At 34.8% G+C, this 26,279-nt stretch carries 25 protein-coding genes; 13 read left to right on the top strand and 12 right to left on the bottom strand.

What is annotated here, in order from left to right:
* Positions 1-5: 5 nt before the first annotated feature.
* The 6 genes from dapB to rpsF all read right to left on the bottom strand — a co-directional run bounded on the left by dapB (position 6) and on the right by rpsF (position 3,113).
* A complete protein-coding gene (gene dapB, locus FcAc13_RS01605) occupies positions 6-827 on the bottom strand; it encodes a 4-hydroxy-tetrahydrodipicolinate reductase (protein WP_187754456.1) in 822 nt (273 codons plus the stop codon).
* 166 nt (positions 828-993) lie between these two features.
* Entirely contained in the window at positions 994-1,605 is a 612-nt protein-coding gene (gene bamJ, locus FcAc13_RS01600; RefSeq protein ID WP_187754455.1) for a BamJ family beta-barrel-assembly machinery protein, read from the bottom strand.
* An 80-nt stretch (positions 1,606-1,685) separates the two neighbouring features.
* Complete coding sequence (rplI, locus tag FcAc13_RS01595; RefSeq protein WP_187754454.1) at positions 1,686-2,138, bottom strand: 50S ribosomal protein L9; 453 nt, start codon at positions 2,136-2,138, stop codon at positions 1,686-1,688.
* Positions 2,139-2,159: 21 nt separating this feature from the next.
* Positions 2,160-2,387 (bottom strand): 30S ribosomal protein S18, encoded by a 228-nt coding sequence (gene rpsR / locus FcAc13_RS01590; RefSeq protein WP_039103572.1) that lies wholly within the window; start codon positions 2,385-2,387, stop codon positions 2,160-2,162.
* A gap of 18 nt (positions 2,388-2,405) precedes the next feature.
* Entirely contained in the window at positions 2,406-2,705 is a 300-nt protein-coding gene (priB, locus tag FcAc13_RS01585) for a primosomal replication protein N (RefSeq protein ID WP_187754453.1), read from the bottom strand.
* A gap of 3 nt (positions 2,706-2,708) precedes the next feature.
* The gene (rpsF, locus tag FcAc13_RS01580) at positions 2,709-3,113 is read right to left on the bottom strand and encodes a 30S ribosomal protein S6 (protein ID WP_187754452.1); all 405 of its coding nucleotides are present in this window, start codon (positions 3,111-3,113) and stop codon (positions 2,709-2,711) included.
* Positions 3,114-3,445: 332 nt separating this feature from the next.
* Between rpsF and FcAc13_RS01575 the strand changes: the two genes are divergently transcribed.
* The gene (locus FcAc13_RS01575; RefSeq protein WP_187754451.1) at positions 3,446-3,811 is read left to right on the top strand and encodes a hypothetical protein; all 366 of its coding nucleotides are present in this window, start codon (positions 3,446-3,448) and stop codon (positions 3,809-3,811) included.
* Between the two features lie 127 nt (positions 3,812-3,938).
* On the opposite strand, the gene FcAc13_RS01570 is transcribed toward FcAc13_RS01575, so the two are convergent.
* Positions 3,939-4,571 (bottom strand): TfoX/Sxy family DNA transformation protein, encoded by a 633-nt coding sequence (locus tag FcAc13_RS01570; protein ID WP_187754450.1) that lies wholly within the window; start codon positions 4,569-4,571, stop codon positions 3,939-3,941.
* Between the two features lie 486 nt (positions 4,572-5,057).
* Here FcAc13_RS01570 and FcAc13_RS01565 point away from each other — a divergent pair, with 486 nt between their 5' ends.
* On the top strand, positions 5,058-5,420 hold the full coding sequence (locus FcAc13_RS01565) for a hypothetical protein (RefSeq protein WP_187754449.1): 363 nt from the start codon (positions 5,058-5,060) through the stop codon (positions 5,418-5,420).
* A 594-nt stretch (positions 5,421-6,014) separates the two neighbouring features.
* Here FcAc13_RS01565 and FcAc13_RS01560 read toward each other — a convergent pair.
* Complete coding sequence (locus FcAc13_RS01560) at positions 6,015-6,230, bottom strand: DUF4177 domain-containing protein (RefSeq protein WP_187754448.1); 216 nt, start codon at positions 6,228-6,230, stop codon at positions 6,015-6,017.
* A 377-nt stretch (positions 6,231-6,607) separates the two neighbouring features.
* On the opposite strand from FcAc13_RS01560, the gene FcAc13_RS01555 reads away from it, so the two are divergent.
* On the top strand, positions 6,608-7,264 hold the full coding sequence (locus tag FcAc13_RS01555; protein WP_187754447.1) for a hypothetical protein: 657 nt from the start codon (positions 6,608-6,610) through the stop codon (positions 7,262-7,264).
* Here the strand turns inward: FcAc13_RS01555 and glnB are convergent.
* On the bottom strand, positions 7,257-7,595 hold the full coding sequence (gene glnB / locus FcAc13_RS01550; protein ID WP_187754446.1) for a nitrogen regulatory protein P-II: 339 nt from the start codon (positions 7,593-7,595) through the stop codon (positions 7,257-7,259). The genes FcAc13_RS01555 and glnB overlap by 8 nt on opposite strands.
* A gap of 34 nt (positions 7,596-7,629) precedes the next feature.
* On the bottom strand, positions 7,630-9,249 hold the full coding sequence (locus FcAc13_RS01545) for an NAD+ synthase (RefSeq protein ID WP_187754445.1): 1,620 nt from the start codon (positions 9,247-9,249) through the stop codon (positions 7,630-7,632).
* A 130-nt stretch (positions 9,250-9,379) separates the two neighbouring features.
* Between FcAc13_RS01545 and aroB the strand changes: the two genes are divergently transcribed.
* The gene (gene aroB / locus FcAc13_RS01540; RefSeq protein ID WP_187754444.1) at positions 9,380-10,462 is read left to right on the top strand and encodes a 3-dehydroquinate synthase; all 1,083 of its coding nucleotides are present in this window, start codon (positions 9,380-9,382) and stop codon (positions 10,460-10,462) included.
* A 346-nt stretch (positions 10,463-10,808) separates the two neighbouring features.
* Positions 10,809-11,882 (top strand): 3-deoxy-7-phosphoheptulonate synthase, encoded by a 1,074-nt coding sequence (locus FcAc13_RS01535; RefSeq protein ID WP_187754443.1) that lies wholly within the window; start codon positions 10,809-10,811, stop codon positions 11,880-11,882.
* 61 nt (positions 11,883-11,943) lie between these two features.
* Here FcAc13_RS01535 and rarD read toward each other — a convergent pair whose 3' ends face one another.
* Positions 11,944-12,843 carry an EamA family transporter RarD gene (gene rarD / locus FcAc13_RS01530; protein WP_187754442.1) on the bottom strand — a complete coding sequence of 300 codons (900 nt, stop codon included), beginning with the start codon at positions 12,841-12,843 and terminating at the stop codon, positions 11,944-11,946.
* Positions 12,844-13,055: 212 nt separating this feature from the next.
* Complete coding sequence (gene serS / locus FcAc13_RS01525; RefSeq protein WP_187754441.1) at positions 13,056-14,348, bottom strand: serine--tRNA ligase; 1,293 nt, start codon at positions 14,346-14,348, stop codon at positions 13,056-13,058.
* A 352-nt stretch (positions 14,349-14,700) separates the two neighbouring features.
* Between serS and focA the strand changes: the two genes are divergently transcribed.
* The 8 genes from focA (at position 14,701) to FcAc13_RS01485 (ending at position 26,258) form a co-directional block, all read left to right on the top strand.
* Positions 14,701-15,552, top strand: coding sequence for a formate transporter FocA (gene focA / locus FcAc13_RS01520; RefSeq protein ID WP_187754440.1), 852 nt, complete (start codon positions 14,701-14,703; stop codon positions 15,550-15,552).
* 69 nt (positions 15,553-15,621) lie between these two features.
* A complete protein-coding gene (gene pflB / locus FcAc13_RS01515; RefSeq protein ID WP_187754439.1) occupies positions 15,622-17,904 on the top strand; it encodes a formate C-acetyltransferase in 2,283 nt (760 codons plus the stop codon).
* A gap of 1,225 nt (positions 17,905-19,129) precedes the next feature.
* Positions 19,130-20,794 carry a group II intron reverse transcriptase/maturase gene (ltrA, locus tag FcAc13_RS01510; RefSeq protein WP_223064499.1) on the top strand — a complete coding sequence of 555 codons (1,665 nt, stop codon included), beginning with the start codon at positions 19,130-19,132 and terminating at the stop codon, positions 20,792-20,794.
* 957 nt (positions 20,795-21,751) lie between these two features.
* Positions 21,752-22,390, top strand: a complete 639-nt coding sequence (locus FcAc13_RS01505; protein WP_187754438.1) for a vWA domain-containing protein — start codon at positions 21,752-21,754, stop codon at positions 22,388-22,390.
* Between the two features lie 37 nt (positions 22,391-22,427).
* Positions 22,428-23,069, top strand: coding sequence for a TerD family protein (locus FcAc13_RS01500; protein WP_187754437.1), 642 nt, complete (start codon positions 22,428-22,430; stop codon positions 23,067-23,069).
* Positions 23,069-23,707: a vWA domain-containing protein gene (locus FcAc13_RS01495; RefSeq protein ID WP_187754436.1), complete on the top strand. Its 639-nt coding sequence runs from the start codon at positions 23,069-23,071 to the stop codon at positions 23,705-23,707. The genes FcAc13_RS01500 and FcAc13_RS01495 overlap by 1 nt, the downstream gene beginning before the upstream one ends.
* A gap of 17 nt (positions 23,708-23,724) precedes the next feature.
* Positions 23,725-24,750, top strand: coding sequence for a TerY-C metal binding domain-containing protein (locus FcAc13_RS01490; protein WP_187754435.1), 1,026 nt, complete (start codon positions 23,725-23,727; stop codon positions 24,748-24,750).
* Entirely contained in the window at positions 24,750-26,258 is a 1,509-nt protein-coding gene (locus FcAc13_RS01485) for a PP2C family serine/threonine-protein phosphatase (RefSeq protein WP_187754434.1), read from the top strand. The genes FcAc13_RS01490 and FcAc13_RS01485 overlap by 1 nt, the downstream gene beginning before the upstream one ends.
* Positions 26,259-26,279 lie beyond the last annotated feature (21 nt).

Raw genomic sequence — 26,279 nt, 5'->3', positions numbered from 1 at the left:
TTCAATTATAAATTATTCAAACCCAACACATCACGCATATCGTATAAACCTTTTGGCTGAGATTTTAACCAGATAGCAGCACGTACGGCACCATTAGCAAACGTCATTCGACTGGATGCTTTATGAGTAATCTCAACTCTTTCCCCGATATCAGCAAACATTGCAGTATGTTCACCAATAATATCACCAGCCCGAACAGTTGCAAAACCTATCGATCCTTTTGGTCGTTCTCCAGTATGTCCTTCACGACAATAGACAGCGTGTTGATTAAGATCAATATTTAATGCCTTAGCAATTGCTTCTCCCATTACTAAGGCAGTGCCCGACGGTGCATCGACTTTATGACGATGATGCGCTTCAATGATCTCGATATCTGCGTATTCACCCATAATTTTTGCTGCTTTTTCTAGCAATTTAAGCACTAAATTAACCCCAACACTAAAATTAGCTGCAAATACAATTCCAATTTTTTTTGCAGCATTATTGATTGCTAACTTACCAGCTTCATCAAAACCGGTAGTCCCAATAACCATCATTTTCTGATTAGCTACGCAAAAATCTAAATATTCTAATGTCCCTTCCGGACGTGTAAAATCGATAAAAACATCAAACTGATCTTTCGCATTAGTTAGCTGATCTGTCACTTTAACATTTAACTGACCAATTCCAGCTAATTCACCTGCATCTGTCCCCAACAAGGAAGATCCTGTGCGTTCAAAAGCAGCACCAAGTATGGCACCATCCATATGTGAAACAGCTTGTATTAACTGGCGCCCCATTTTGCCACCGGCCCCAGCAACGGCAATACGAATTTCAGCTTTACTCATATTTATATTCTCTTTATTTATTAGCTCTAGTTGTCAACATTATAACGAAACACGATAAATAAGTTGAGTTACGTTTCTTTTATATTAGTAATTACTATAAGTATTGATGATTTATAATCCACAATGAAAATAATCGTGCGGTATTCCGCACGTTACAACAAATCAATTAAAGAATATCTAATAATTCAACATCAAAAATTAATGCACTATATGGTGGAATAGATGCCCCAGCACCTTGCGATCCGTACGCCAGTTCTTGTGGAATATATAAACGCCATTTAGAACCAACAGGCATTAATTGTAAAGCTTCGACCCAACCACGAATCACGCCACTAACGGGAAATTCTGCTGGTTGACCTCGTTCCACAGAACTATCAAAAATGGTACCATCTATTAATTGACCGGTATAATGAACACGAACACGATCCGTAGCTGATGGAATATTACCATTCCCTTGCTTCAATATTGTATACTGTAAACCTGATTCAGTCGATTTGACTCCACCTTTAGTGAGGTTTTGTTTTAAGAAATCAATACTTGCTTGAGCAGCCTTATCAGCTTCTTTCTTTTTTGCTTCCATCGCTTGCTCATGAATTTGGCGTAATGCATCATGTAGCACATCCAAAGCTAGCGCTGGTTGTCTTTCAGTTAAAACATCTTCAAGACCTTGTTTTAAGGCATTGAGATCGAGGTCTTTTAACCCTGAATCTTTTAATTGTTGCCCAATTTGTAAACCAATTGCATAGCTTGCTTTTGCTTTAGTTGAATCCAACTGCATAACTTTCTCCTTCAATATATCTCAATAATAAAAAACCCGCATTTCTGCGGGTTTCAATATATCATAATTAATATGATTTATTACGCTTCAGCAACAACATCAATAATGATCTTGGCAAATACTTCACTGTGTAATTGGAATGAAACTTCATGCTCACCCACAGTACGTAACACACCATTCGGTAAACGCACTTCACTTTTTGATACATTAACGCCGCGAGCTTTAACCGCATCGGCGATATCACGCGTACCAATTGAACCGAATAATCTACCTTCATCACCCGCTTTCGATGTGATAGTAACTTTTTCCAATGCATTAATTTGCATAGCTTTCGCTTCTGCTGCTTTTAAAACATCAGCAAGTTTAGCTTCAAATTCAGCACGTTTAGCTTCAAAAAATTCAATATTTTTCTTTGTCGCTGGAACTGCTTTACCTTGTGGAATTAAAAAGTTACGAGCATAACCTGCTTTAACATTAACTTGATCACCTAAGCTGCCTAAGTTAGCAACTTTATCGAGTAGAATAATTTGCATTCTGTCTTCCTCTGTTGCTAATTACTGATGATTATCAGTGTAAGGTAATAAAGCCAAATAACGAGCGCGTTTAATTGCACGAGCTAATTGACGTTGATATTTTGCACATGTGCCGGTGATACGGCTTGGCACAATTTTACCACTTTCAGTGATGTAACTTTTTAATAAAGAGATATCTTTATAATCAATCTCTTTCACGTCTTCTGCAGTAAAACGACAGAATTTACGACGACGGAAATAACGAGCCATTTGGCGGTTCTCCTAAATTTAAACAATTAATTTAATTTCGCAGGCATGTAAAACAAGTTGTGGAATATTACTACGTTTATTATGTGTACTAATAAAACCACTTACTAATACTTTACTACCTTTTTTAATACTGTGAGTTAATTCATTTTGTCCTGTAACAATTACTGGCATAACACACCACGATTGTCTTGGTAATTCGGCTTCAATTTGTTCAGATACATGCTCTAAATAAAACTGACAATGCGAGATACCATTTGGACTTAATTTTCGTATGGGCGTCTTTAAAACAAGGCCGGACAACTCCAAACGATTTGACATTGATTACTCTTCTGAACCTTCAACATCATCTGAATCTACATCATCCATATTGGTTTCGTTAAATTCTTCTTGCGAATTTTTACGATCATCTTTTGCTTTAAGCATTGGTGATGTTTCTGTCACAGCGTGTTTAGTACGCATAATTAAACTACGAATTACTGCATCGTTGAAACGAAAGTTATCTTCTAACTCATCAACCGCTTCTTGAGTAGCTTCTACATTCATAAGAACATAATGTGCTTTATGCAATTTTTCGATAGGATAAGCCAATTGGCGACGACCCCAATCTTCTAAACGATGAATAGTACCACCTGCAGTAGTCAATGTACCAGTATAACGCTCAATCATACCTGGAACTTGTTCACTTTGATCTGGGTGAACCATAAAAACAATTTCGTAATGACGCATTATCGCTCCCTACGGATTAATCAGCTTTCTGTCCGGGTCAGCCGTAGCCCAATGAAAGCAAGGAACATGAATATTAGACGGCTGAAATCGACGGCGCATTATATAATATTACGCTAACAATTTCCAGTAGCTAAATTTCAAATCAATTATCGCACTGTTATAACTGCAACTCTATGAATTTGACTAAAATAAAATAAAAATACTTTATTAATGCGTAACAATTTCTATAATAGTAATAAAAATTATTAGAAAAATTTTTACTTTTAAATCAAATAAGTAAAACTTATATAAATAAATATTATTAAAATTTAAATATTACGAAAGGAAAACTAATGAAAACCATTCTAGGGTTAAATATCCGTGTATATATACAACATTTCTTATTTGGAATTGTAATATTTATCGCCGTTTATATTTTCGCTTTAACACCTATTTCTGGTATAAAAATTAATGTACCGTTATTGCTTAATTTCAGCATCAATACATTACTTTATCCTTTTTCACGTTATGCTTATGAAGCTATCTTGAACTATATTTTCAGTGAGAAAACAGCAATATGGGTAAATATAAAATTATTTATGATTATAAAATTTTTTACGATACTTTTATGCTGGGGATTAGCCATAATTATTGCTCCAATCGGTTTAATTATTATATTAATTAATTTTCTAATTAATAAAACAACATCTAATAAATAGTAATAAAACCGGGAGAATGATAGTTTAAATAATCAACAACAGAGCACTATCGCTAAAAAACCAAAATTAGGATAGTTTATTTTCAGTTGTTGATATTATTTAAAGATTTATCTCTCATTCACTGATTTTATTTATAATGATTTTTGTTCCTAAGAAAAGCGTTATATTCATTAATGAGTTGCGATTTTTTCTCTTCTGTTAAAATAGCAACATGAACACCCTTTAAAGCACAATACAAAGAAAATAAGATATTTTGAGAGATGTTGTTATTTTGTTGTTGTAATTGGTAATAGACCTTAAAAGGTCCTAATTGTTTTAATAACTCAATATTGATAACACCTGCTTTAAACAAAATACGCTCTAATGATAATGTCATATTGGGTAAATCTTTGATTCTTGCTTCTTTAATCTGACATTTTGATAATTTATCTTGTTGGGAAGTTTCAATAACCATATGGATAATATTGGCTAATTTAGCTTCATTTTTCCATAGCTCATTGGTAACCTGATAATACTGTAATAACTTATTTCTAATACCAACCTCAAGAATGAGAGGTTTCATATCTAACTCACTCATCATAGACAAATAGCTAGCGTGACCACGGACATAAAATTGCTCGTTATAAAACCAGCCAAATATAATATTATTATAACAAATACCCGAACCGCCAAATAATGCTTTAGTCGATATGAGTTTACCATTATATTGAAGAATCTCAGTCAATACATGGATTATTATTTTTTTATAGTTATTTCCCATTTTTTATTCCTATTAATCACAATTTAATAAAAATGACCTTATGTTACTTAATTAAGTAATTGGTTTCATTAATTTAACGTAACTTAATAATGAATAAAAACAAATGTTGTAAGGAACACTACTTTTTGCGATCTCTATTCCAAATGATATATAAAATTGCACAACTAATCATAAATTCAAACAAATATTGAATAAGCTAAAATTATAATTAATTTGCTACTAAAAGAATAATACAGTTGTTATTAATACTTAAAGATAATGCAATTCATAAATACTTTAATAAAAATTAATAATGATTTTATGACGAAAAAATTTTTGCGCTTTTTTTTAAACTTTTATTTATGCAAATGATCAATCAAACTATATTGATTTTATTATTAAATCATTTATTTAATGTGAAGATTCTTTTATTTTAATTTAAACAACAAGTTAAAGATCAAATATCCATCAAGGAAATGAATCTTAATTAAGCTTATAGAGCGGTAGATGATAGAAAAAATTGCCAATAATTATGTTCAATTCGATAAACCAATATTATATCAATCATTAAAACTAACGGGTTATTATGATAATTCATTGGCGCTAGGTGAACATGGTGATTACTATTTTTTGGGGTTTTCTATTGATAATGCTTTGCAGAATATTCGTTTAAAATTAGATTTTTTATTATGGACCGAAGTTAAGAAAGAGTCGATGTATGCTTATAATATGAAAATTTACTTTTCAGATGACAGTATCGAAACTTGGCATGACAATCTTAATACTAATATTGGTGTTAGGACAATACCTGCACAAGGTACGGCAGAAAAATTACTTCTGTTGGAAAAAACAAACATGAAAACCTTTTAAAGCACAGTACAATGAAAATAAATATTTAGAGAAATATTGTTATTTTATCGATGTAATGGTTAATATACTTTAAAAGGTCCAAATTGTTTTAATAACTCAATATTGAGTTGATTTAGCTTTATCTTGCCATTGTTGATGACTAACCTAATAATATTGTCATAACTTATTTATAAGACTAACCTCAATAACGAGAGGTTTAACAGCTAACTAACTCATCATATCCAATAAAGGAGATGTATAAGTCATTTTGTAATTTTTAGGACTATAAACCTATTCTGCTAAATTCAGAATAAAATATTACTTATATGTATCAAGATAAAGAAATCATAACTTAGCTTATTCTAAGTAACCTTTCTCTTTTAATTCTTTATCACTCTTACAATCTTTAAATAATAAATAGATTATCAGCTTCGCAAAAGGAATTAATATTACTAACAACAAAACGAAGATGTCACAATCAGTCATAACACACGCCCTCAAGTATTTATTTCCTAACTTCAACAAAAGAATTTAATTTAATTTTTAGTTTATTCTCTTAATGAATGTTATATTTAAGAAATTTTAGAGCAAATAATCGTATTTGAAATTGATTATTTATAAATTATCCTTTTCCATAATAACAACGTATGCCTCACGTTTCCAAAATAGTAACATGCGACGTAGATCTTTTTCCATAGTCACAACCCGCCATCCTTCCCTAGCCCGTTGATTTAGAAAGTTAGAAAATTTAATTGGATCTACTTTGGCGGAACCGAAAAGTAAAGTTGAGAGCATATCTTCCTGATAAATGACGACTCTATATTCTTTCATTGAATTATCCTATTATTGATTAATTATATTTTAGTATTTATAGTTTTTTAGTTTTTTTAACCAATAGTCAGTTGTATCACTAAAAACTGACTCAGTTTATCCGAACAATAAACTTAACACAAGCCCTAGTTGGCAAACTCAATAACAATATTATTCCTATTAATCACAGTTAACTAAAAATGACATTATGTTACTTAATTAAGTGATTTATTTCATAAATTTAACATAACTTAATAATGAATAAAAACAAATGTTAAATAGCCTAAAATTATATTTTATCAATTAATTCGGCACTAGAAGAATAATACGGTTGTTATTAATACTTAAAGATAATACAATTCACATATGATTTATAAAAAATTGATAATAATTTGATAATGAAAAAAGTTTTTGCACTGTGTTTTTATTTTTTTTCAACTTTTGTTTATGCAAATGATCAATCAAACTATATTGATTTTATTATTAAATCATTTATTCAATGTGATGATTCATTTTTTTTAAATTTATTTGAATTTAAACAAAATCTTGATGATCAAATGCCCATCAAAGAAATCAATCCTAATCGAGCTTATATAGCGGTAAACGATAGAAAAAAAAATGCCAATAATTATGTTCAATTCGATAAACCAATATTATATCAATCATTAAAACTAACGGGGTATTATGATAATTCATTGGCGCTAGGTGAACATGGTGATTACTATTTTTGGGGGTTTTCTGTTGATAATTCTTTGCAGGATATTCGTTCAAAATTAGATTTTTTATTATGGACCGAAGTTGAGGAAGAGTCGATGTATACTTCCAATATGAAAATTCACTTTTCAGATGACAGTATCGAAGCCTGGCATGACAATCTTAATACTAATATTGGTGTGAGGACAATACCTGCACAAGGTACAGCAGAAAAATTACTTCTGTTGGAAAAAACCCCAAACATGAACCTTTTAGTCTGCTCATTACAAGGTTTTTTTCCGCCAGAACTGCTAACGACAATCCGCCCTGATTTAAATAAATTAGAAGACCACGTTAAATAGCTGCATCATCCATTTCACCGGTACGAATGCGAATTACTTGTTCCACATCATAAACAAAAATTTTGCCATCACCTATTTTACCTGTTTGCGCTGTTTTCATAATGGTTTCAATACACATTTCAACAATATCATCTGTCACAACGATCTCAATTTTTACTTTAGGTAAAAAGTCGACCATATATTCAGCTCCACGATAAAGCTCGGTATGCCCTTTTTGCCGCCCAAACCCTTTAACTTCAGTCACTGTCATACCTGTAATACCTTGATCTGCTAAGGCTTCACGAATATCATCAAGTTTGAAAGGTTTAACTATTGCCTCTATCTTTTTCATAATCAGTTCTCTTTAATCCTTAAGATGTTCAAATTTACCAATTCTTAGTTCCAAATCCTGACGTAATAGGATAACGTCTTCCTTTACCAAAATTACGAGAAGTAATTTTAGGCCCAACAGCTGCCTGACGACGTTTGTATTCATTGATATCTACTAATTTTATAACACGTTTTATTGTCGATTCATCATATCCTTGAGCAATCAATTGGTCGACTGATTGATCTTGCTCAATATAACCTTGCAAAATACCATCTAAAATTTCATAGGGCGGTAAATTATCTTCATCTTTTTGATCAGGTGCTAGTTCTGCTGATGGCGGACGACTAATCACTCGCTCAGGAATCACGTATGATAATGTATTGCGATATTTAGATAGTGCAAACACCAAAGTTTTAGGCACATCTTTTAAAACATCAAACCCTCCAGCCATATCGCCATAGAGTGTAGCATAACCTACCGACATTTCACTTTTATTACCTGTTGTTAATACCAACTGTCGACGTTTGTTTGATAATGCCATTAAAATAACGCCACGGCAACGTGCTTGTAAATTCTCTTCGGTTGTATCACGTATAGTATTAGTAAACATTGGCGCTAATTGAACCATAAATGCATCAAACATAGGTTCTATTGAAATAATATTAAATTCGATATCTAAAATATTCGCCTCTTCTTGCGCATCAGCAATACTGATATCAGCCGTATATCGGAATGGCATCATCACTGCTTGAACTTTATCCTTACCTAATGCATCCACTGCGATAGCTAAAGTTAGCGCAGAGTCAATACCACCAGATAAACCTAAAAGTACACCGTTAAAACCATTTTTCGTAACATAATCACGTGTTGCTAAAACTAATGCTTGATAGATATCGGCTAAATGATTAGTTACTTTAACCACTGAATTGGCTGTAGCCATTATCATTTCATTAATAACTTCGACTTGTTCCACAAACGAAGCAAATTGATAATTTATTACCCCCTGCTTATTACAAACTAAAGAGCCGCCATCAAAAACCAGTTCGTCCTGCCCGCCAATTTGGTTAACATAAATAATCGGTATTTGATGTTGTTTAGCATGTTTCTCAATAAGATGCTGGCGCATTGCTTGTTTTTGATAATCATACGGTGAGGCATTTATACTAATAATGTAATCAACTTGCTCTTGCTTCAATCGAGCAGCCGGCAAATCTTGCCAAAGATCTTCACAAATCAATAAACCGAGCTTTTTACCTTTAAACATCACCACGCCATTTTCAGTGCCAGCAGTAAAATAACGTTTTTCGTCAAACACATCATAATTTGGTAGACACTGTTTATGGTAAGTCAATAAAATCTTACCCTGATATATCAATGATAATGAATTATATATTTGTGGATTTTTATCATCGGTATTTTGCCAATATGGGTGACCAACAACTACTCCACATTCTTTAGTTGCCGCCTTAATTTCTTGCAAAGCTTGTTCACAACGTTGCCTAAAATCGCTACGGTAAATCAGATCTTCTGGCGGATAACCACATATTGCTAACTCAGAAAAGATCAATAAATCATGTTGATGATGATGGTTGATTAATTCAATAATTCGAGTCGTATTACCTTCAATATCACCAACCCGAAAATTTTGCTGAGCCAACACAAAAGAAAAAGACATAGATAACTCATAATGCGAATAAAAATAAGCGTTAAGTTTAAATGATTCTAAGTTGCGCTGCTAGTTTTTTATGTTTAACATAGTCAAAATATCGGCTATCGCCTTAGTTTGAATCATAACAGGAAATATCATGTTAAAAACACTGACAGTTTCATTAAATGAACGTAGTTATTCCATTAACATTGGCGAAAATGCGCTTTTAGATTTTCCACACTTTCAATTAAAAGCTGGTGACCGAGTATTAATCACTACCAATGATACTATTGCCCCTCTTTATTTACCAACGCTGACAACTATGTTGGAACAAAATGGTATTAAAACTGATTCGGTTATTGTACCTGATGGTGAAAAATATAAAACAATGGCAACCTGGAATACCATCTTAAGCCAATTACTTGCCAATAATCATACTCGCCAATCGGTTTTGATTGCCCTCGGCGGTGGAGTTATCGGCGATGTGGTCGGTTTTGCCGCCGCCTGCTATCAACGTGGCATCCGTTTTATTCAAGTCCCCACAACGTTATTATCACAAGTGGATTCTTCAGTTGGTGGAAAGACAGCCATCAATCACCCATTGGGTAAAAATATGATTGGTGCATTTTATCAACCACAAGCGGTTATAGTGGATCTTAACTGTTTAAAAACGCTACCACCTAGGGAATTATCTGCTGGTCTTGCTGAGGTGATCAAATATGGTATTATTTTAGATTATGATTTTTTTGTTTGGTTAGAACATCACATTGACGACTTATTGGCTTTAGAACCCAGTGCCATGCGCTATTGCATTGCCCATTGTTGTGAACTTAAAGCTAAAGTGGTTGCTGCTGATGAAACCGAGCAAGATATCCGTGCGATCTTAAATTTAGGTCACACCTATGGTCACGCGATTGAAGCCGAATTGGGTTATGGTAATTGGTTACATGGCGAAGCTGTTAGCGTAGGTATGTTAATGGCAGCACACACAGCAAAATTACTGGGCCAGTTCAGTGATGATGAGATTACTCGTATCAAGCAATTACTAATTCGTGCCAAGTTACCTGTGGTTAAACCAGAGTCAATGCTGCCTACTGCATATATTCCTCATATGCTACGTGATAAAAAGGTCTTATCAGGAAAATTGCGTTTAGTCTTACCAACTAAGATTGGTCATGTGAAAGTGGTCGATGATGTTAATCAAGATTTGGTGCTACAATCAATTGAATGCTGTGAGTGAGTATGTAAATACTTACACCACACATTTTCATCAAAATATTTAAACTATGATGTCATTATCAGTTAAATCGTTAAACTATTAACCAAATCAACTTGTTATAACATTTTAGATACATTTTTAATCAACTTCAGTTCACAATGAAGACAAATCATTTATTACACATCCTTTTATCTTAATTTCATTTAAAATCGTAAAGATAATGTTACATATAAAAATATTTAATATTTTTTGGTATTTTATTTACTAAATTAGGGTTTTGTGGTTATATGTCTAATGTAATGTTGTAAATATTTTTTTACTACCGTAAAAAAATAATAACAAATAATGAATTTTGAGGTTTAATAACATGATAAAAGATACACTAAATAACGTGCGCATTGAAAAGGAAGATCCCTTGATTACACCTGATGAAATTAAAACGCTGCTTCCCCTTAATAAGCTACTTGAAAATCAAATTGCCACATCCCGACAACATATTGTTAATATTTTAGAACATAAAGATCCACGTTTATTAATTGTGGTTGGACCGTGCTCGATTCACGATACCAAAGCGGCTATTGAATATGCCAAAAAATTGAAAAAATTATCGGATAAACTTAACGAACAATTGTATATTGTGATGCGCGTTTACTTTGAAAAACCACGAACTACGGTAGGCTGGAAAGGTTTGATTAACGATCCCCATATGGATAGCACATTTGATATTAATCATGGTTTAAAAAAAGCACGTCAATTACTTCTTGATATAACTAAAATTGGTTTACCTATTGCTACTGAAGCGCTTGATCCCAATACACCACAATACATTGCAGATTTAATCAGTTGGGCTGCGATTGGTGCCAGAACCACCGAATCACAAACCCATCGTGAAATGGCTTCTGGACTCTCAATGCCTGTTGGTTTTAAGAACGGAACTGATGGCAGTTTGGATGTTGCAATCAACGCGATGAAATCTGCATCAATGCCACATCGCTTCGTCGGTATTAATCAATTTGGTCAAGTAAGTATACTACAAACACAAGGCAATCCACATGGACATGTGATTTTACGTGGCGGTAAAACCCCCAATTACGATGCCCAACACGTTAATCAATGTGAAATAGAAATGAAGAACTCTGGTTTAACACCTAATTTAATGATTGACTGTAGCCACAGTAATTCTAATAAAGATTATCGTCGCCAGCCTATGGTCGTTGATTCAATTATTGAACAAATCAAAAACGGTAATCAATCTATTATCGGTGTAATGATCGAGAGTCATTTGCATGAAGGTAATCAATCTTCAGAATTACCAAAACATGAAATGAAATATGGTATATCAGTGACAGATGCTTGTATTAACTGGTCAACTACTGAAACATTAATGCATAAAATGGCAAATGATTTAGCTTCAGTACTGGCTGACCGTCAGCATATATAACACTTTCAATCGGTATAACTTTCGCCTATCTTCCTTCACTATTGCAAGGTAAGATAGGGTTTTATGTGTTAAATCTTTTACGTTTGATATTGCGTATTGTTGAAATGACACCTTCTATTACAAGCATGCATACTGCACCCCATATTAAACCATAAGAAATCATATGATTAGGTGAAATCTTTTCATGCAGAAATACAATCGAAACAATCGCTAATAAAATCGGCTCAACATATCCTAACAAACCAAATATGCCCAACGGTAACATTCGGCAAGCAGAAAAATAAGCCGCAAAAGCAATCGCCGTTATCATGCCTAAAAACGGAATAAACACAGGAAAATGACTTATATCATTCACAACTTTTGTTAAAGGATACTGTAATATAAAATAAATTAAGCATGCTAAGGCGATAAAGAAGAAATCAGAAAATGTACCGGCAATACCATCAATTTTCATATGTCGTCGAAAAACAAAATAGATCGGATAACCTAACGAAATAATGACAGTTTCCCAGGAAAAAGCACCTGTTAAATAGACTTCTAAAATAACTCCCGAAAATGCTAAAGCTACAGCTATTTTTTGAAAAAAACTAAACCTTTCTTTATAAACAACTCGACCACAGATAACCATAGTTAGAGGTAACATAAAATACCCCAAGGAAGTCGATAAAGCACGACCAGCTAATGGCGCCCAGACAAAAACCAGCATTTGAATTGCCACAAGCATAGCTGAAAAAATTAGCGCCAGTAAAAATAGTGGTTGTTGTCGAATACGCTGCCAAAGCTCGATAATGGTATGCCATTGGCGTTCAAGCAAGACTAATAATAAAATTGCAGGAAATGACATTAATAATCGCCAGCAAAAAATATCGATGACTGAAAGAGGTTGCAATAAGATAGGATAGTAATAGACCAACCCAAACAAACATGAAGCTGTCAATGATAGCAGTATTCCTTTATACATAAATTTCTCAATCGTGATAAATGCCAAATTGTGAGTATTTAAACTTAACTCATTGAATATTATATTATTATAATTAACGTTAATAGAAAATATGAATAAATAGCAAATCTTACAGCTAAACGCATTTTCATTCATATAAATAGTAATGAAAAAAGGCAAAAAAATAGCGCTAATCTTATAATTAACGCTATTGCCATTATTTAATATGATAGTTAACCGATATACTCAGCACCATTCATATAAGGAATCAACACATTCGGTATTTTAATTCGACCATCTGCTTGCTGATAATTTTCCATAATCGCTACTAATGTACGACCAACGGCTAATCCAGAACCATTTAATGTATGAACTAAATGGGTTTTATTATCTGCTTTACTACGATAACGAGCTTGCATACGACGCGCTTGGAAATCCCACATATTCGAACAAGATGAAATCTCACGGTAGGTATTTTGCGCAGGTACCCATACTTCTAAATCATATGTTTTACGCGAACCAAATCCCATATCACCTGTACATAATACAATTTTACGGTAAGGTAGTTCTAATAATTGTAATACTTTTTCAGCATGCAACGTTAGCTCTTCTAATGCCTGCATAGACTCTTCAGGTTTAACAATTTGTACTAATTCCACTTTATCAAATTGATGCATACGAATTAAACCACGGGTATCTTTACCGTAAGATCCCGCTTCCGAACGGAAACATGGCGTATGAGCTGTCATTCTTATTGGTAAACAGTCTTCATCCAAAATTTCATCACGTACTAAATTAGTGACGGGCACTTCAGCAGTAGGAATTAAGCCATAATTACTCGAATCAGACTCTTCTTCAAGTGGTTTTGTATGGAACAAATCTTTACCAAATTTCGGTAATTGTCCAGTACCATAGAGCGTGGCCTGATTAACTAAATAAGGCACATAAATTTCAGAATAACCGTGTTGCTCGGTATGTAAATCTAGCATAAACTGCGCAATAGCGCGATGCAAGCGAGCAATTTGACCTTTCATTACTACAAAACGGGCACCTGTCAATTTAACAGCAGCTGCAAAATCCAATCCGCCAAATTTTTCGCCTAATGCAACATGATCTTGAATCGGAAAATCAAACTGCCGTGGAGTACCCCAACGGGTCACTTCTACATTATCTGCTTCATCTTTGCCATCAGGAACATTATCATCAGGAATATTGGGAATGGTTGAATAAATATCCTTTATTTCGTTTTGTAAGTTTTCTAACTCTTTTTTAGTAATATCTAATTTTTCACCTAATTTATTGACCTCTTCACGTACAGCGGTAATATCTTCACCACGTGCTTTTGCCGCCCCAATCGACTTGGAGCGAGCATTACGTTCTGCTTGTAAATTTTCAGTTTCTACTTGTAAAACTTTACGTTTTTCTTCAAGTTCACGAATCAAAGCAACATCTAAAGCAAACCCACGTCGTGCTAATTTTTGTGCTACTTGCTCTAACTCATTACGTAGTAAATTAGGATCTAACATATTCAAATGACCTATTTTTTATTATTTAGAAAATAAAGTTAAAAATTGCCCTCATTATACGCCATTTTAAATCATCGTACAGATTAGAATCGTATTCATAGTCGATTAAATTAATATAAAGCAAAACGTAAAGCATATTTTATAATATTATTACACTTTATTTACCAAATAAGCATAGTAAGTTAACCATCATACAAAACTAGCCTAACAATAAGTAACTTTTTGTAAATATTGTTATAAAATAACAACTTATCATTTTATTCTTTTTTAACATAAAAAAAAGGTGATCTAGTTCTAATTTTGAGTATACTATGCCTCTCATAAAACCATAGTTTTTTTGAGGATGTTAGTTTTGAGTAGTGACAACAAAATTGTTGATTCCTTGTCTCCCGCACAGATGACTGCGCTCGCAGAAGAAATAGGAAACTATAAAGTTAATAAACACCCCTTAACCACTATCTATTCAGCGATTACTGCTGGTGTATTTATCTCTTTAGCTTTTGTTTTTTATATTACAGTAACAACCGGTGCTGGCAATGCACCTTATGGATTAGTTAAGTTTGTTGGGGGAATGTGCTTCTCATTAGGCTTAATGCTAGTTGTCTGTTGTGGCGCAGATCTTTTTACTTCAACGGTTTTAACAATTTTACCGAAAATGACGCATAAAGTTAGTTGGTACCAAATGTTCCGCAACTGGATGCTGGTTTATTTTGGTAATTTTATCGGTGCCATGTTCTTTGTTGGCGTTATTTGGTTTTCCGGTCAATATATGGCAGTGAATGGTGCATGGGGATTGAATGTACTACAAACCGCCGACCATAAATTACATCATACTTTTATTGAAGCCGTTTGTTTAGGTTTTTTAGCTAATCTAATGGTATGTTTAGCAGTTTGGTTAAGTTACGCGGGTCGTTCACTGTTAGATAAAATGTTAATAATGGTTCTTCCCGTTGCAATGTTCGTTGCAAGTGGTTTTGAACACAGCATTGCAAATATGTTTATGATTCCTATGGGAATTGTCATACACAATTATGCAACACCTGAATTTTGGACATCAGTTGGTTTGACTCCTAATGCTTTTAGCAGTCTAACAATTGAACATTTTGTTATTAATAATCTCATTCCTGTTACAATAGGTAATATTTTAGGGGGATTAGCCATCGCGCTATCCTACTGGGGACTTTATTTACGTAAGTCTCATTGATTTTACAATATCTACCCATATTTATAATAGAGAGTAGGTAAAGCTTTTAGAAAAACTGAGGTGAAAAATATGAGTAATTTAAACGAAGTACAAGCCAACGCTTGGAAAGGATTTAAAGAGGGTGACTGGCAAAATAATGTCAATGTCCGCGATTTCATTCAAAAAAACTATACACCTTATGAGGGTGACGAGTCTTTCTTAGCTGGCGCAACTGATGCGACCACAACATTGTGGAATAAAGTTATGGAAGGCATTAAAATCGAAAACTCAACTCATGCTCCTGTTGACTTTGACACAAGTGTGATCTCAACTATTACTGCTCATGATGCAGGTTATATTGAGAAAGATTTAGAAAAAATCGTTGGCTTACAAACTGAAAAACCATTAAAACGTGCGATTATCCCGTTTGGTGGAATCAAAATGATCGAGAATTCTTGTAAAGCTTACAACAGAACGCTTGATCCATTAGTCAAAAAAATCTTCACTGACTATCGTAAAACCCACAACCAAGGTGTGTTTGACATCTATACTCCGGATATCCTTCGTTGTCGTAAATCAGGTGTTATCACTGGTCTTCCTGATGCTTATGGTCGTGGTCGTATCATTGGTGACTACCGTCGTGTTGCGCTTTACGGTATCGACTTTTTAATGCAAGATAAATTTGCACAATTCAACTCATTACAAGCTGATTTCGAAAATGGTGTTGACTTAGCGATGACTATGCAACGTCGTGAAGAAATCGCTGAACAACATCGTGCTCTTGGTCAAATCAAAGAAATGGCAGCTAAATATGGCTACGACATCTCTGGACCAGCTAAAACAGCCCAAGAAGCGGTGCAATGGACATACTTCGGTTACTTAGCGGCAGTTAAATCTCAAAACGGTGCGGCAATGTCTCTTGGTCGTACTTCTACATTCTTTGATATTTACTTCCAACGTGACCTTGAAGCAGGCTTAATTACTGAAAAAGACGCTCAAGAAATTGTTGACCATTTCGTTATGAAATTACGTATGGTTCGTTTCTTACGTACTCCTGAATATGATGAATTATTCTCTGGTGACCCAATTTGGGCAACTGAATCCATCGCAGGTATGGGTGTTGACGGACGTACTTTAGTTACTAAAACTTCATTCCGTTTCTTAAACACACTATATACAATGGGTCCATCACCTGAGCCTAACATGACTATTCTTTGGTCAGAACAGTTACCAAGTGGATTCAAAGAGTTCGCATCTAAAGTATCTATTGATACCTCTTCATTACAGTATGAAAATGATGATTTAATGCGTCCTGACTTCAATAACGATGACTATGCAATCGCATGTTGTGTAAGCCCGATGATTGTTGGTAAACAAATGCAATTCTTCGGCGCACGTGCCAACCTTGCTAAAACTCTTCTATACGCAATCAATGGCGGTGTGGACGAAAAACTTAAAATGCAAGTTGGACCAAAAGAAGATCCAATCACTGACGAATACCTTGATTTTGACAAAGTATTTGCTCGTTTAGATCACTTTATGGATTGGTTAGCAAAACAATACGTAACTGCACTAAATGCAATTCACTATATGCATGACAAATACAGCTACGAAGCATCATTAATGGCACTACACGATCGTGACGTTATTCGTACAATGGCATGTGGTATTGCTGGTCTATCTGTTGCTGCTGACTCATTATCTGCTATTAAATATGCAAAAGTGAAAACGATTCGTGATGAAGACGGTTTAGCTGTAGATTTTGAAATCGAAGGTGAATACCCACAATTCGGTAACAACGATCCACGTGTAGATGATATCGCAGTTGATTTAGTTGAACGTTTCATGAAGAAAATTCAAAAACTTAAAACTTATCGTAATGCAATTCCTACACAATCTGTTTTAACCATTACTTCAAACGTTGTATATGGTAAGAAAACAGGTAACACTCCAGACGGTCGTCGTGCTGGTGCACCATTTGGACCAGGTGCTAACCCAATGCACGGACGTGACCAAAAAGGTGCGGTTGCTTCATTAACATCTGTTGCTAAACTACCATTTGCTTATGCTAAAGACGGTATTTCTTATACTTTCTCTATCGTACCAAATGCGTTAGGTAAAGATGATAGTGCACGTAAACGTAACTTAGCTGGTTTAATGGATGGTTACTTCCACCACGAAGCAACTGTTGAAGGTGGTCAGCATTTAAATGTTAACGTTTTAAACCGTGAAACATTATTAGATGCAATGGAACATCCTGAAAAATATCCACAATTAACTATTCGTGTTTCTGGATATGCAGTACGTTTTAACTCATTAACTAAAGAACAACAAAAAGACGTTATTACTCGTACTTTCACTCAATCAATGTAGGTGCGACAAGAGCGCACTTATGCGCCTAACTATTTGATTTTAATCGAAAGTTAGGTGGGTTAATTAAAGTGAACAACTTTAATTAGCCATCCTCACAATATCCGAGTAGGGCGTTACACATGTCCGAAAGGATATTGTATAACCTGTATTCGGTAAAGAATATATCTTAGTCTGTGAGAGGCACCTCTCATATCTAAAGAACAAAATTCTTTGGACAATTCAATTAATCCTATCTGATATTCTGGAAGATACCAAGGAATTCAATAAAATTATTGAATCGCCCAAGGAAACGAAAGAATTCATCAGTATATAGTTTAAGTTAGAATTGACCTATTGTGAAGTTTATAAGTGCATAAGCTGTTATTATCATTGTTGAAGTACAATTACCTATAGATTAGGTAAAAGTGCGAGTCAACCTGTTATATGACTAACAGTAGCCTAGGGATAATGCGAAACTGGCAACGGTTTGGTGTGGAGCTTCCTGACAATGTACCCCCTTGAGGAACAGCAAGGTTAATGCGTATCGTGAGGTAACATTAAGTAATGGCAAGTAGCATGTCATGAGGGGCTAGGCTAAATAGAAAGATGAACGTAAGTGAATTGTTGATAAACGTCGTGAATTGTAAAGAGCTTAAGCTACTGACAAGCTCTAACCAAAAAGGTATATAGTGGGATATCTCTTTTTACATTGGAGATACGTCATCATAACACTATCGGCGAACAGACAACATCTTAACTATTTGTGTGATAATAATGGAACTTGGTAAGCCTGTATTTCCGCCTTAGGGCAGGTAAAGCGCAAGCGATACTGATGGGGGTGCAGGTAAAGGAGGTTAGAGAAAGCGAATGATTGGCTGTAATGGCTGATATAGGGTATGAAACATGACCTAATCCGAAAGGGTGCAGACTTCTAACTGGTCTTTCATCGTAAGATGTTGGCAAATCCTTTTGTGGTCATTTCTTCGGGAATGATTGGGTGAGGACAGGAAATAGGCAAGTGAAAACAAGCCCATTTCCCTACTCTAACAATTCACCATGTGACAGAGAAGTAGAATTTATTTGGTACCCTGAATAATTCTTCTTCTTGTGGTCCAACTCGAAGAAATTATTCACAAAAAAACCAAGTAGATTTCTGCTTATTTCTGTTACTACAGGAGTAAGTATGAAAGAGTACACTAAGTTTAACGAAAAAGTTAAAAGTAGTCCAGCTCCAGCGACTCCTGACATGAATGAGCTATGGCACAAAATTGATTGGGTCAAAGCAACAAAGCATGTTAAAGGGTTGCAGGTACGGATTGCGAAGGCGACAATTGAAGGTGACTACCGTAAGGTTAAACGCTTACAACGGTTACTAACACGCTCAACGTATGCTAAGCAATTAGCGGTGCGGAGAGTGACAGAAAACAGAGGTAAAAGAACGGCAGGGGTTGATAAAGTTACATGGTCAACACCTAAGAGTAAATGGGAAGCGATTGCAACGCTGACAAGTAAAGGATATAAACCGATGCCATTAAGGCGGGTTTATATCCCTAAGTCTGATGGAAAGAAGCGCCCTTTAGGCATTCCGACCATGAAAGACAGAGCAATGCAAGCGCTGTACTTATTCGCTTTACAGCCTGTTGCAGAAACAACGGCGGATAAAAACTCGTATGGTTTTCGAATCAATCGTTCAACGGCGGATGCGATAAGCCACGTGCATAAAATATTCTCACGCAAAGGAAGTCAAATGAGACAAACGGCGCAATGGGTATTGGATGCGGATATACAGGGTTGTTTTGACCATATTAACCACGATTGGTTAATCGAAAATATTCCGATGAATAAACGGATATTAGCAAAATGGTTAAAATCTGGCGTAGTAGATATGGGACAGGTTACACGGACGGCAGAGGGTACACCACAAGGGGGTATCATCTCACCAACTTTAGCAAATATGGCACTAGATAGCATTGACGAGCTATTAACTAAACACTTTGGTGTAATTGGAAATAGACAACGGCGAGCTAATAAGGTGTATATGGTTCGATATGCGGACGATTTTATTATATCGGGGAGTTCGAAAGAATTACTTGAAAATGAAGTTCTGCCAATAATGCGGGAATTTTTGAAAGAGAGGGGATTAACCTTATCGGAAAAGAAAACTCACGTTGTTAATATCGAGCAAGGATTTGATTTTCTCGGTTGGACGGTGAAATCATTTAAAGGCAAATTGTTGATTAAGCCTAGCAAAAAGAATGTGAAAGCATTTTATCGCAAGGTGAAAGAAACAATAAGTGCCATGAAAATGGTTAAACAAGACATACTAATAGGAAAATTAAATCCAATGTTAAGGGGATGGGCTAACTATCACCGTAGCATTGTCGCTAAAGAAACGTACAGTAAAGTAGACCACTTAGTCTGGAAAGCGATTTGGAAATGGTGTTGCCGAAGACACGGTAATAGGCGGAAACGATTTGTTAAAGAGAAATACTTTACAAAGATACAAAGCAGAGACTGGATATTCGGGACACATACAACGAATCGACACGGCGAGAAAATATGGACTGAATTACTGTTTTGCAATAGGACAGAGATTAAACGTCATGTTAAGGTAAAATCGGAATACAACCCGTTTTTACCTGAATGGGAATTATACGGCGAAACATTATACCAAAAACGGATGTACGAGGATTATTCGCACAGAAGTCAATGGCAAAGGTTGTATAAGGAACAAAAAGGGCGTTGTGGATTATGTCATCTCCCTATCACAAAAGAGACGGGATGGCATGACCACCATATTATATACCGTGTACAGGGTGGAGATAATAAACTGAAAAATAGGGTATTATTACATCCTGTATGTCATACTAAAGTTCATGCACTGAAGTTGGAGGTATTGAAACCGACTTAGCAATAAGTTAATAGAAAGGCTTGAGCTGTATGCGGAGAAATTCGCTCGTACAGTTCTTAGGGGGCGGCGACACAGTAATGTGTCGTTGCTACCCGACGTGCGACAAGGGGAGCACTTCTTCACCTAACCATTTGATTTTTTAATCAAAAAATTAGGTGAACTATTAAAGTGAACAACTTTAATTAGCTACCCCTCACAATATCCGAGTAGGGGGGTTATACGATGTCCGAAAGGATATTGTATAGCCTATATTCGGTAAAGAATATGTCTTAGTCTGAGAGAGACACCTACTCAAGTGAGTAATAACAAGATAGGAGGAATGAAAATTCCTCCTTTTTTATAAGTAATCCGATCTCATTATCACATTCAGTAATTCCTTAAACATTCCTTACTGGTGTTTTGAGTTTTAACAAATCATATTCTTACAAAAATATAAGTTACTCATTTTAATGAATATTTTAAGTAACACTTTACTAATTAAATTCACAATTCGTCTTCAATTAATAAATTGTTAGCAATAAATTTTTTATCAATTCCTAAAATGTTGAAAACCATTTTTAACGCTATATTTAAACTTACTGTAATATAGATAATGTCAATCAACGATTTATATGATGACAACATAAAAAAGACTTTTCATCCTTTAGAAAAGAATAAAATTACATTGGATTTAGGATGAAAAAATATGTTAAGATTTCGCCAAACGGAATGAAGTTTTTAATTGAATCTGTTTTACAAATAAACCACGAATAATGATATTAATAATCTCAATAATAAATAATAAGCTCAACTGACAACTGTATTATCGTTAAGTTATCATCGAAATAATATACTATGTTAGTATTTCTAAAGAGAACAGATTATTCATTAATTGAAACTGATATAACGAATCATCGCATCAGCATAATAATAACATTATAGAATAAATATATATTTCCTTTTAAGAGGACAAAATAGATGAGACGATTACCCGTTTATCTCGTATTAGATACATCAGGTTCTATGCACGGGGAAGCAATAGAAGCCGTAAAAAATGGAGTACAAACTCTACTAACAACACTAAGGCAAGATCCCTATGCGTTAGAAACTGCCTACATTTCCGTTATCACATTTGATAGTTCTGCAAAACAAATTATCCCTTTGACTGATTTGTTAAATTTCAAAACACCAGAGTTAAAGGCTGCTGGAACAACATCTCTAGGTCAAGCGTTAGAACTTACAGCTAAATGTATTGAACAGGAAATAGTTAAAACAACTTATGAAACCAAAGGTGATTGGCGTCCATTAGTATTTATTATGACTGATGGTATGCCAACAGACAATTGGCAACAAGGTTTAAAAGACTTTGAAAAAGTAAAAAAAGGGATGGTCATCGCCTGTGCTGCAGGGCAATCTGTTGATACCAACGTATTAAAACAAATCACAGAAGTGGTATTACAGCTAGATACAGCTGATTCAAATTCGATTAAAGCGTTTTTTAAATGGGTTTCAGCAAGTATCTCAACAGGAAGTCAAAAAGTAGAATCTAACCATAAAGAAGTAATTGGTCTAGATGACTTACCTCCTCCACCACCTGAAGTCAATATAGTTTTATAATATTAAAAAAACACGAATCAAATATTGAGAGGAAATTATGTCAGTCAGTTTGAAAAAGGGGCAAGGAGTAAGTTTATCAAAAAGCCAATATGATTTATCTAACGTCACAATTGGCCTTGGTTGGGATGTTGCAGAAAAGAAAAAATCATTTATCCAAACGCTATTTAGTGGTGGAAATGAGGAATATGATCTTGATGTGGTCGCCTTTCTATGCAACAGCAATGGTAAAATAGCCAATCTAGGGAGTATACAAAATGGTAAACAAACCCTTGATAATGGTGATATCATTTTTTTCAATAATTTGCGACACAAATCTGGACACGTTTGGCTTACAGGTGATAATCGTACTGGTGAAGGCGATGGTGATGATGAACAAATCATTTTGAAGTTAAATGATCTTGATGTCACATATCAAAAAATCGTCTTTATCGTCCAAATTTATGATGCAACTAAACGAAAACAACATTTTGGTGAAGTCCAAAATGCCTTTATTCGAGCAGTAGACGCTAAAGGTTTAGAAATGGTTCGTTTTGATCTCTCAACTAGCTCTGAATTTAATCATAAACGCTCAATGATTTTTGCAGAATTAAATCGTGAAACAAGTGGTTGGCAGTTTAAAGCGATTGGTCAAGCCAGTGATTCCGATACATTCGTATCATATATACAAAGTTATTTATAATGAGAAGATTACCCGTTTATTTAGTGATTGATACATCAGGTTCAATGCGTGGCGAGTCAATTTACGCAGTGAATGTCGGTATACAATCAATGCTTAATGCTTTAAGACAAGATCCCTATGCGTTAGAAAGTGCTTATATTTCAATCATTACTTATGATAATGAAGCCAGAGAAGTGGTACCTTTAACCGCGCTGGAACAGTTTCAGTTTCAAGATATAACAGTTGCTAACGCTGGGGCGACCTTCACAGGTGCAGCATTAGAGTGCTTAATGCACAGTATGAATCGGGATATAAAAAAATCCAATAGTGAGCAAAAAGGTGACTGGCGGCCAATGGTTTTTTTAATGACCGATGGCAAACCTTCCGATATGTTTGCGTATACTGAAGCATGTAAATCCATCAAAAATTTTGCTATTGCTTCTATAATTGCCTGTGCAATCGGTAAAAAGGCCGATACTGATCATTTAAAATTACTGACATCACATGTTGTCGCTTTAGAAACATTAGATTCAAGTGCTTTTGCTGGTTTTTTTAAATGGGTATCCGCCAGTGTCGCATCTGGAAGTCTCAGTGCTGGAGTAAATAATAATTCCGATAATTTACCCGCACCACCTCCTGAAATACAATTAGTTTTATAATAATAGAGTATACAAAAATGAGAAGATTGCCGGTTTTTTTTCTTTTGGATTGTTCTGAATCAATGATAGGCGGTAATCTGGAGAAACTCAAAAAGGGGATCCAAAAAATCGTGACTGATTTAAGACGCGATCCCCATGCGCTTGAAACAGTATATATCTCAGTTATTGCTTTTGCCGGAAAAGCCAAAACCATTGTGCCACTTATTGATTTGATTTCATTTTATCCCCCGATGTTACCTATTGGGGGAGGAACATCATTAGGAGCAGCCTTACGTGAGTTACGGCAACAGATGGAGACAACACTTAAGAAAACTACATCGGAAAGCAAAGGTGACTGGAAACCTATCGTTTACTTAATTACTGATGGTCGTCCTACGGATAAAGTTCATGAAGAAATAAAAATTTGGCAAGAACAATATGCTAATAAAGCCAATTTTATTGCGATTAGCCTTGGTCATTCTGCTGATATGAGCATATTGCATCAGCTAACAGAAACGGTAATATTATTTAATGACAATAGCCAAGACGATTTTGCACAATTTATTAAATGGATAACCTCTTCTGTTTCTGCGCATAGCCAAAATATCAATCAAGATATCACATCAATTAATAGTTATAGTAATGTCCTTAGTTTTTCTGATGCGAAAGCATCTCAGTATTATGATGAAAATTGTGTTGTTCTGGTCGGTAAATGCTCAAATGTAAGACAACCGTATTTGATCAAATATACACTTGCCAATAATGTAACTGATCTGAATCACCAGCATAAATATAAGTTAGATGGGTGTTATCCAGTTGATAATGAATATTTTGACTGGAGTGATAATAAAAATACTGCATTATTAGTTAATACAAATCAATTAATTGGTGCACCAGGTTGCCCACATTGTGGTAACAATATCGCTTTTGCTGTTTGTAATTGTGGAAATCTTTTATGTATCGACCATACAGGTGACGCAATATGCCCGTGGTGTGAACAGCAGTTACAATTTAATATGGATAGCCCGGACGAGGATTTTGATGTGATAAGAGGAAAAGGATAATGTCTAAAACTGATGAGATTTACCAACAAATTATCGCTATAATTATTACAGGGATTTCTCAAGATAAGATCGCACAGTTAATACAACAAGAATCAGTTAAAAATAGTCTTGATAAAACTATTAAGTTGATTACCAACATCCATCAGCAATTAGAACAGACAATAGACGGCTATGGCGAATCAAATGATTATTTTTCAGTTAGTTTACCTTTTGCAGTACCGATCACACATTGGCTCGAGTATAAAACCAACAGCTCAATAGTATCTGCCATAGACAGCATGACAATTAGTGAAAAAAATATTAATCAATCTAATCTCCCAATATTCACGCAATTAATGGGTTATACACCACAATTTTGTCTACCTAATCTAAAAGTTGCTGAATCTTATTCAGCTGCCATTGAAGTTAAATCGTTTCCCGCAGATATTAATCTAATTATCGAACAGGTATTGTTTAATCATACTGATCTCAATCTTGATTATAATAATACGACCAAAACCATTGCAGGAACACCGCAAAGGGCCGGAACCTATACTATACAAATTAAATGGCGGGTCGAGGGCTATGCAACTGAGTCGACAGAAATTGAGGTAATTGTTAATCCAGACCCTAATAGTTTATGGAAAGATATCCCGGCCGATGAGAAGGATCCCTATTTTAAACCTAGCCTTGCCAATCAATATATTGAATCGACTGAAATTAAAATTGCTGCGGCAAGTCGTCGTGGGCGCTCTCATGCTCACGTTGGCTCATTTCGAGATGATGATTTTTTCGTGGAACACTTAGCAAATGGATGGAATATTACCATTGTTGCTGATGGTGCAGGGAGTGCAAGTAACTCCAGAAAGGGGTCAAAATTAGCTGTTACTACCATAGGTGAATACCTTAAACATCAGCTTTTAGACACAGAGAATCAATCATTAGTGAGCCTTGTTACACAATGGGATCATATTGCTACACAACAAGTAGGACTACAATTTAAAAATTGGTTTCGTGATGCGGCAGTACTAGCAATAAAACAGCTTGAAGTTGAAGCTGATAAAACAAACCATGCCTTTAAAACCTATTCTACAACGGTTTTAGCCGCAGTAACGTTGAAGCTCGGTAATGACTTTTTTGCTGCAACATTTTCCGTCGGTGATGGGGCAATAGCCGCATTTAGTTATAAAGATAACCTTCGCTTATTAAGCGTAGCTGATAGTGGCGAATTTGCTGGGCAAACACGATTCCTCGATAATACGATTATGCGTGAACTCGATTTTTACAATCGTATTCGGATCGGCAAATGGCAAGATATTGATTATTTTTTCTTAATGACGGATGGTATTTCGGATCCAAAATTTGAAACAGATTTTCAACTAAATAATAAAGATAAATGGTATCAATTAACTAATGAGCTGACCCCATATTTAGAAACAGCAACAGATCCATCAAAAGCATTATTAGATTGGATGACGTTTGCTTCTCCTGGCAACCATGATGATCGAACTTTAATTGTGTTATGGTAATTTAATAGAATAAATCGGTAC

Source organism: Frischella japonica, assembly GCF_014489845.1.
Lineage (GTDB): Bacteria > Pseudomonadota > Gammaproteobacteria > Enterobacterales > Orbaceae > Frischella > Frischella japonica.
The sequence above is the reverse complement of the archived record's forward strand: the minus strand, read 5'-3'. Positions and strand labels throughout refer to the sequence as shown.

What these genes read in the sequence shown, in the direction of transcription:
- rpsR (WP_039103572.1), bottom strand. Translation starts at nt 2,387, where the DNA reads ATGGCTCGTTATTTCCGTCGTCGTAAATTCTGTCGTTTTACTGCAGAA.
- FcAc13_RS01505 (WP_187754438.1), top strand. Translation starts at nt 21,752, where the DNA reads ATGAGACGATTACCCGTTTATCTCGTATTAGATACATCAGGTTCTATG.
- FcAc13_RS01555 (WP_187754447.1), top strand. Translation starts at nt 6,608, where the DNA reads ATGAAAAAAGTTTTTGCACTGTGTTTTTATTTTTTTTCAACTTTTGTT.
- bamJ (WP_187754455.1), bottom strand. Translation starts at nt 1,605, where the DNA reads ATGCAGTTGGATTCAACTAAAGCAAAAGCAAGCTATGCAATTGGTTTA.
- rpsF (WP_187754452.1), bottom strand. Translation starts at nt 3,113, where the DNA reads ATGCGTCATTACGAAATTGTTTTTATGGTTCACCCAGATCAAAGTGAA.
- FcAc13_RS01500 (WP_187754437.1), top strand. Translation starts at nt 22,428, where the DNA reads ATGTCAGTCAGTTTGAAAAAGGGGCAAGGAGTAAGTTTATCAAAAAGC.
- FcAc13_RS01545 (WP_187754445.1), bottom strand. Translation starts at nt 9,249, where the DNA reads ATGTCTTTTTCTTTTGTGTTGGCTCAGCAAAATTTTCGGGTTGGTGAT.
- FcAc13_RS01575 (WP_187754451.1), top strand. Translation starts at nt 3,446, where the DNA reads ATGAAAACCATTCTAGGGTTAAATATCCGTGTATATATACAACATTTC.
- pflB (WP_187754439.1), top strand. Translation starts at nt 15,622, where the DNA reads ATGAGTAATTTAAACGAAGTACAAGCCAACGCTTGGAAAGGATTTAAA.
- FcAc13_RS01560 (WP_187754448.1), bottom strand. Translation starts at nt 6,230, where the DNA reads ATGAAAGAATATAGAGTCGTCATTTATCAGGAAGATATGCTCTCAACT.
- rplI (WP_187754454.1), bottom strand. Translation starts at nt 2,138, where the DNA reads ATGCAAATTATTCTACTCGATAAAGTTGCTAACTTAGGCAGCTTAGGT.
- FcAc13_RS01570 (WP_187754450.1), bottom strand. Translation starts at nt 4,571, where the DNA reads ATGGGAAATAACTATAAAAAAATAATAATCCATGTATTGACTGAGATT.
- FcAc13_RS01565 (WP_187754449.1), top strand. Translation starts at nt 5,058, where the DNA reads ATGATAGAAAAAATTGCCAATAATTATGTTCAATTCGATAAACCAATA.
- FcAc13_RS01485 (WP_187754434.1), top strand. Translation starts at nt 24,750, where the DNA reads ATGTCTAAAACTGATGAGATTTACCAACAAATTATCGCTATAATTATT.
- aroB (WP_187754444.1), top strand. Translation starts at nt 9,380, where the DNA reads ATGTTAAAAACACTGACAGTTTCATTAAATGAACGTAGTTATTCCATT.
- serS (WP_187754441.1), bottom strand. Translation starts at nt 14,348, where the DNA reads ATGTTAGATCCTAATTTACTACGTAATGAGTTAGAGCAAGTAGCACAA.
- priB (WP_187754453.1), bottom strand. Translation starts at nt 2,705, where the DNA reads ATGTCAAATCGTTTGGAGTTGTCCGGCCTTGTTTTAAAGACGCCCATA.
- glnB (WP_187754446.1), bottom strand. Translation starts at nt 7,595, where the DNA reads ATGAAAAAGATAGAGGCAATAGTTAAACCTTTCAAACTTGATGATATT.
- rarD (WP_187754442.1), bottom strand. Translation starts at nt 12,843, where the DNA reads ATGTATAAAGGAATACTGCTATCATTGACAGCTTCATGTTTGTTTGGG.
- FcAc13_RS01535 (WP_187754443.1), top strand. Translation starts at nt 10,809, where the DNA reads ATGATAAAAGATACACTAAATAACGTGCGCATTGAAAAGGAAGATCCC.
- FcAc13_RS01495 (WP_187754436.1), top strand. Translation starts at nt 23,069, where the DNA reads ATGAGAAGATTACCCGTTTATTTAGTGATTGATACATCAGGTTCAATG.
- ltrA (WP_223064499.1), top strand. Translation starts at nt 19,130, where the DNA reads ATGAATGAGCTATGGCACAAAATTGATTGGGTCAAAGCAACAAAGCAT.
- dapB (WP_187754456.1), bottom strand. Translation starts at nt 827, where the DNA reads ATGAGTAAAGCTGAAATTCGTATTGCCGTTGCTGGGGCCGGTGGCAAA.
- FcAc13_RS01490 (WP_187754435.1), top strand. Translation starts at nt 23,725, where the DNA reads ATGAGAAGATTGCCGGTTTTTTTTCTTTTGGATTGTTCTGAATCAATG.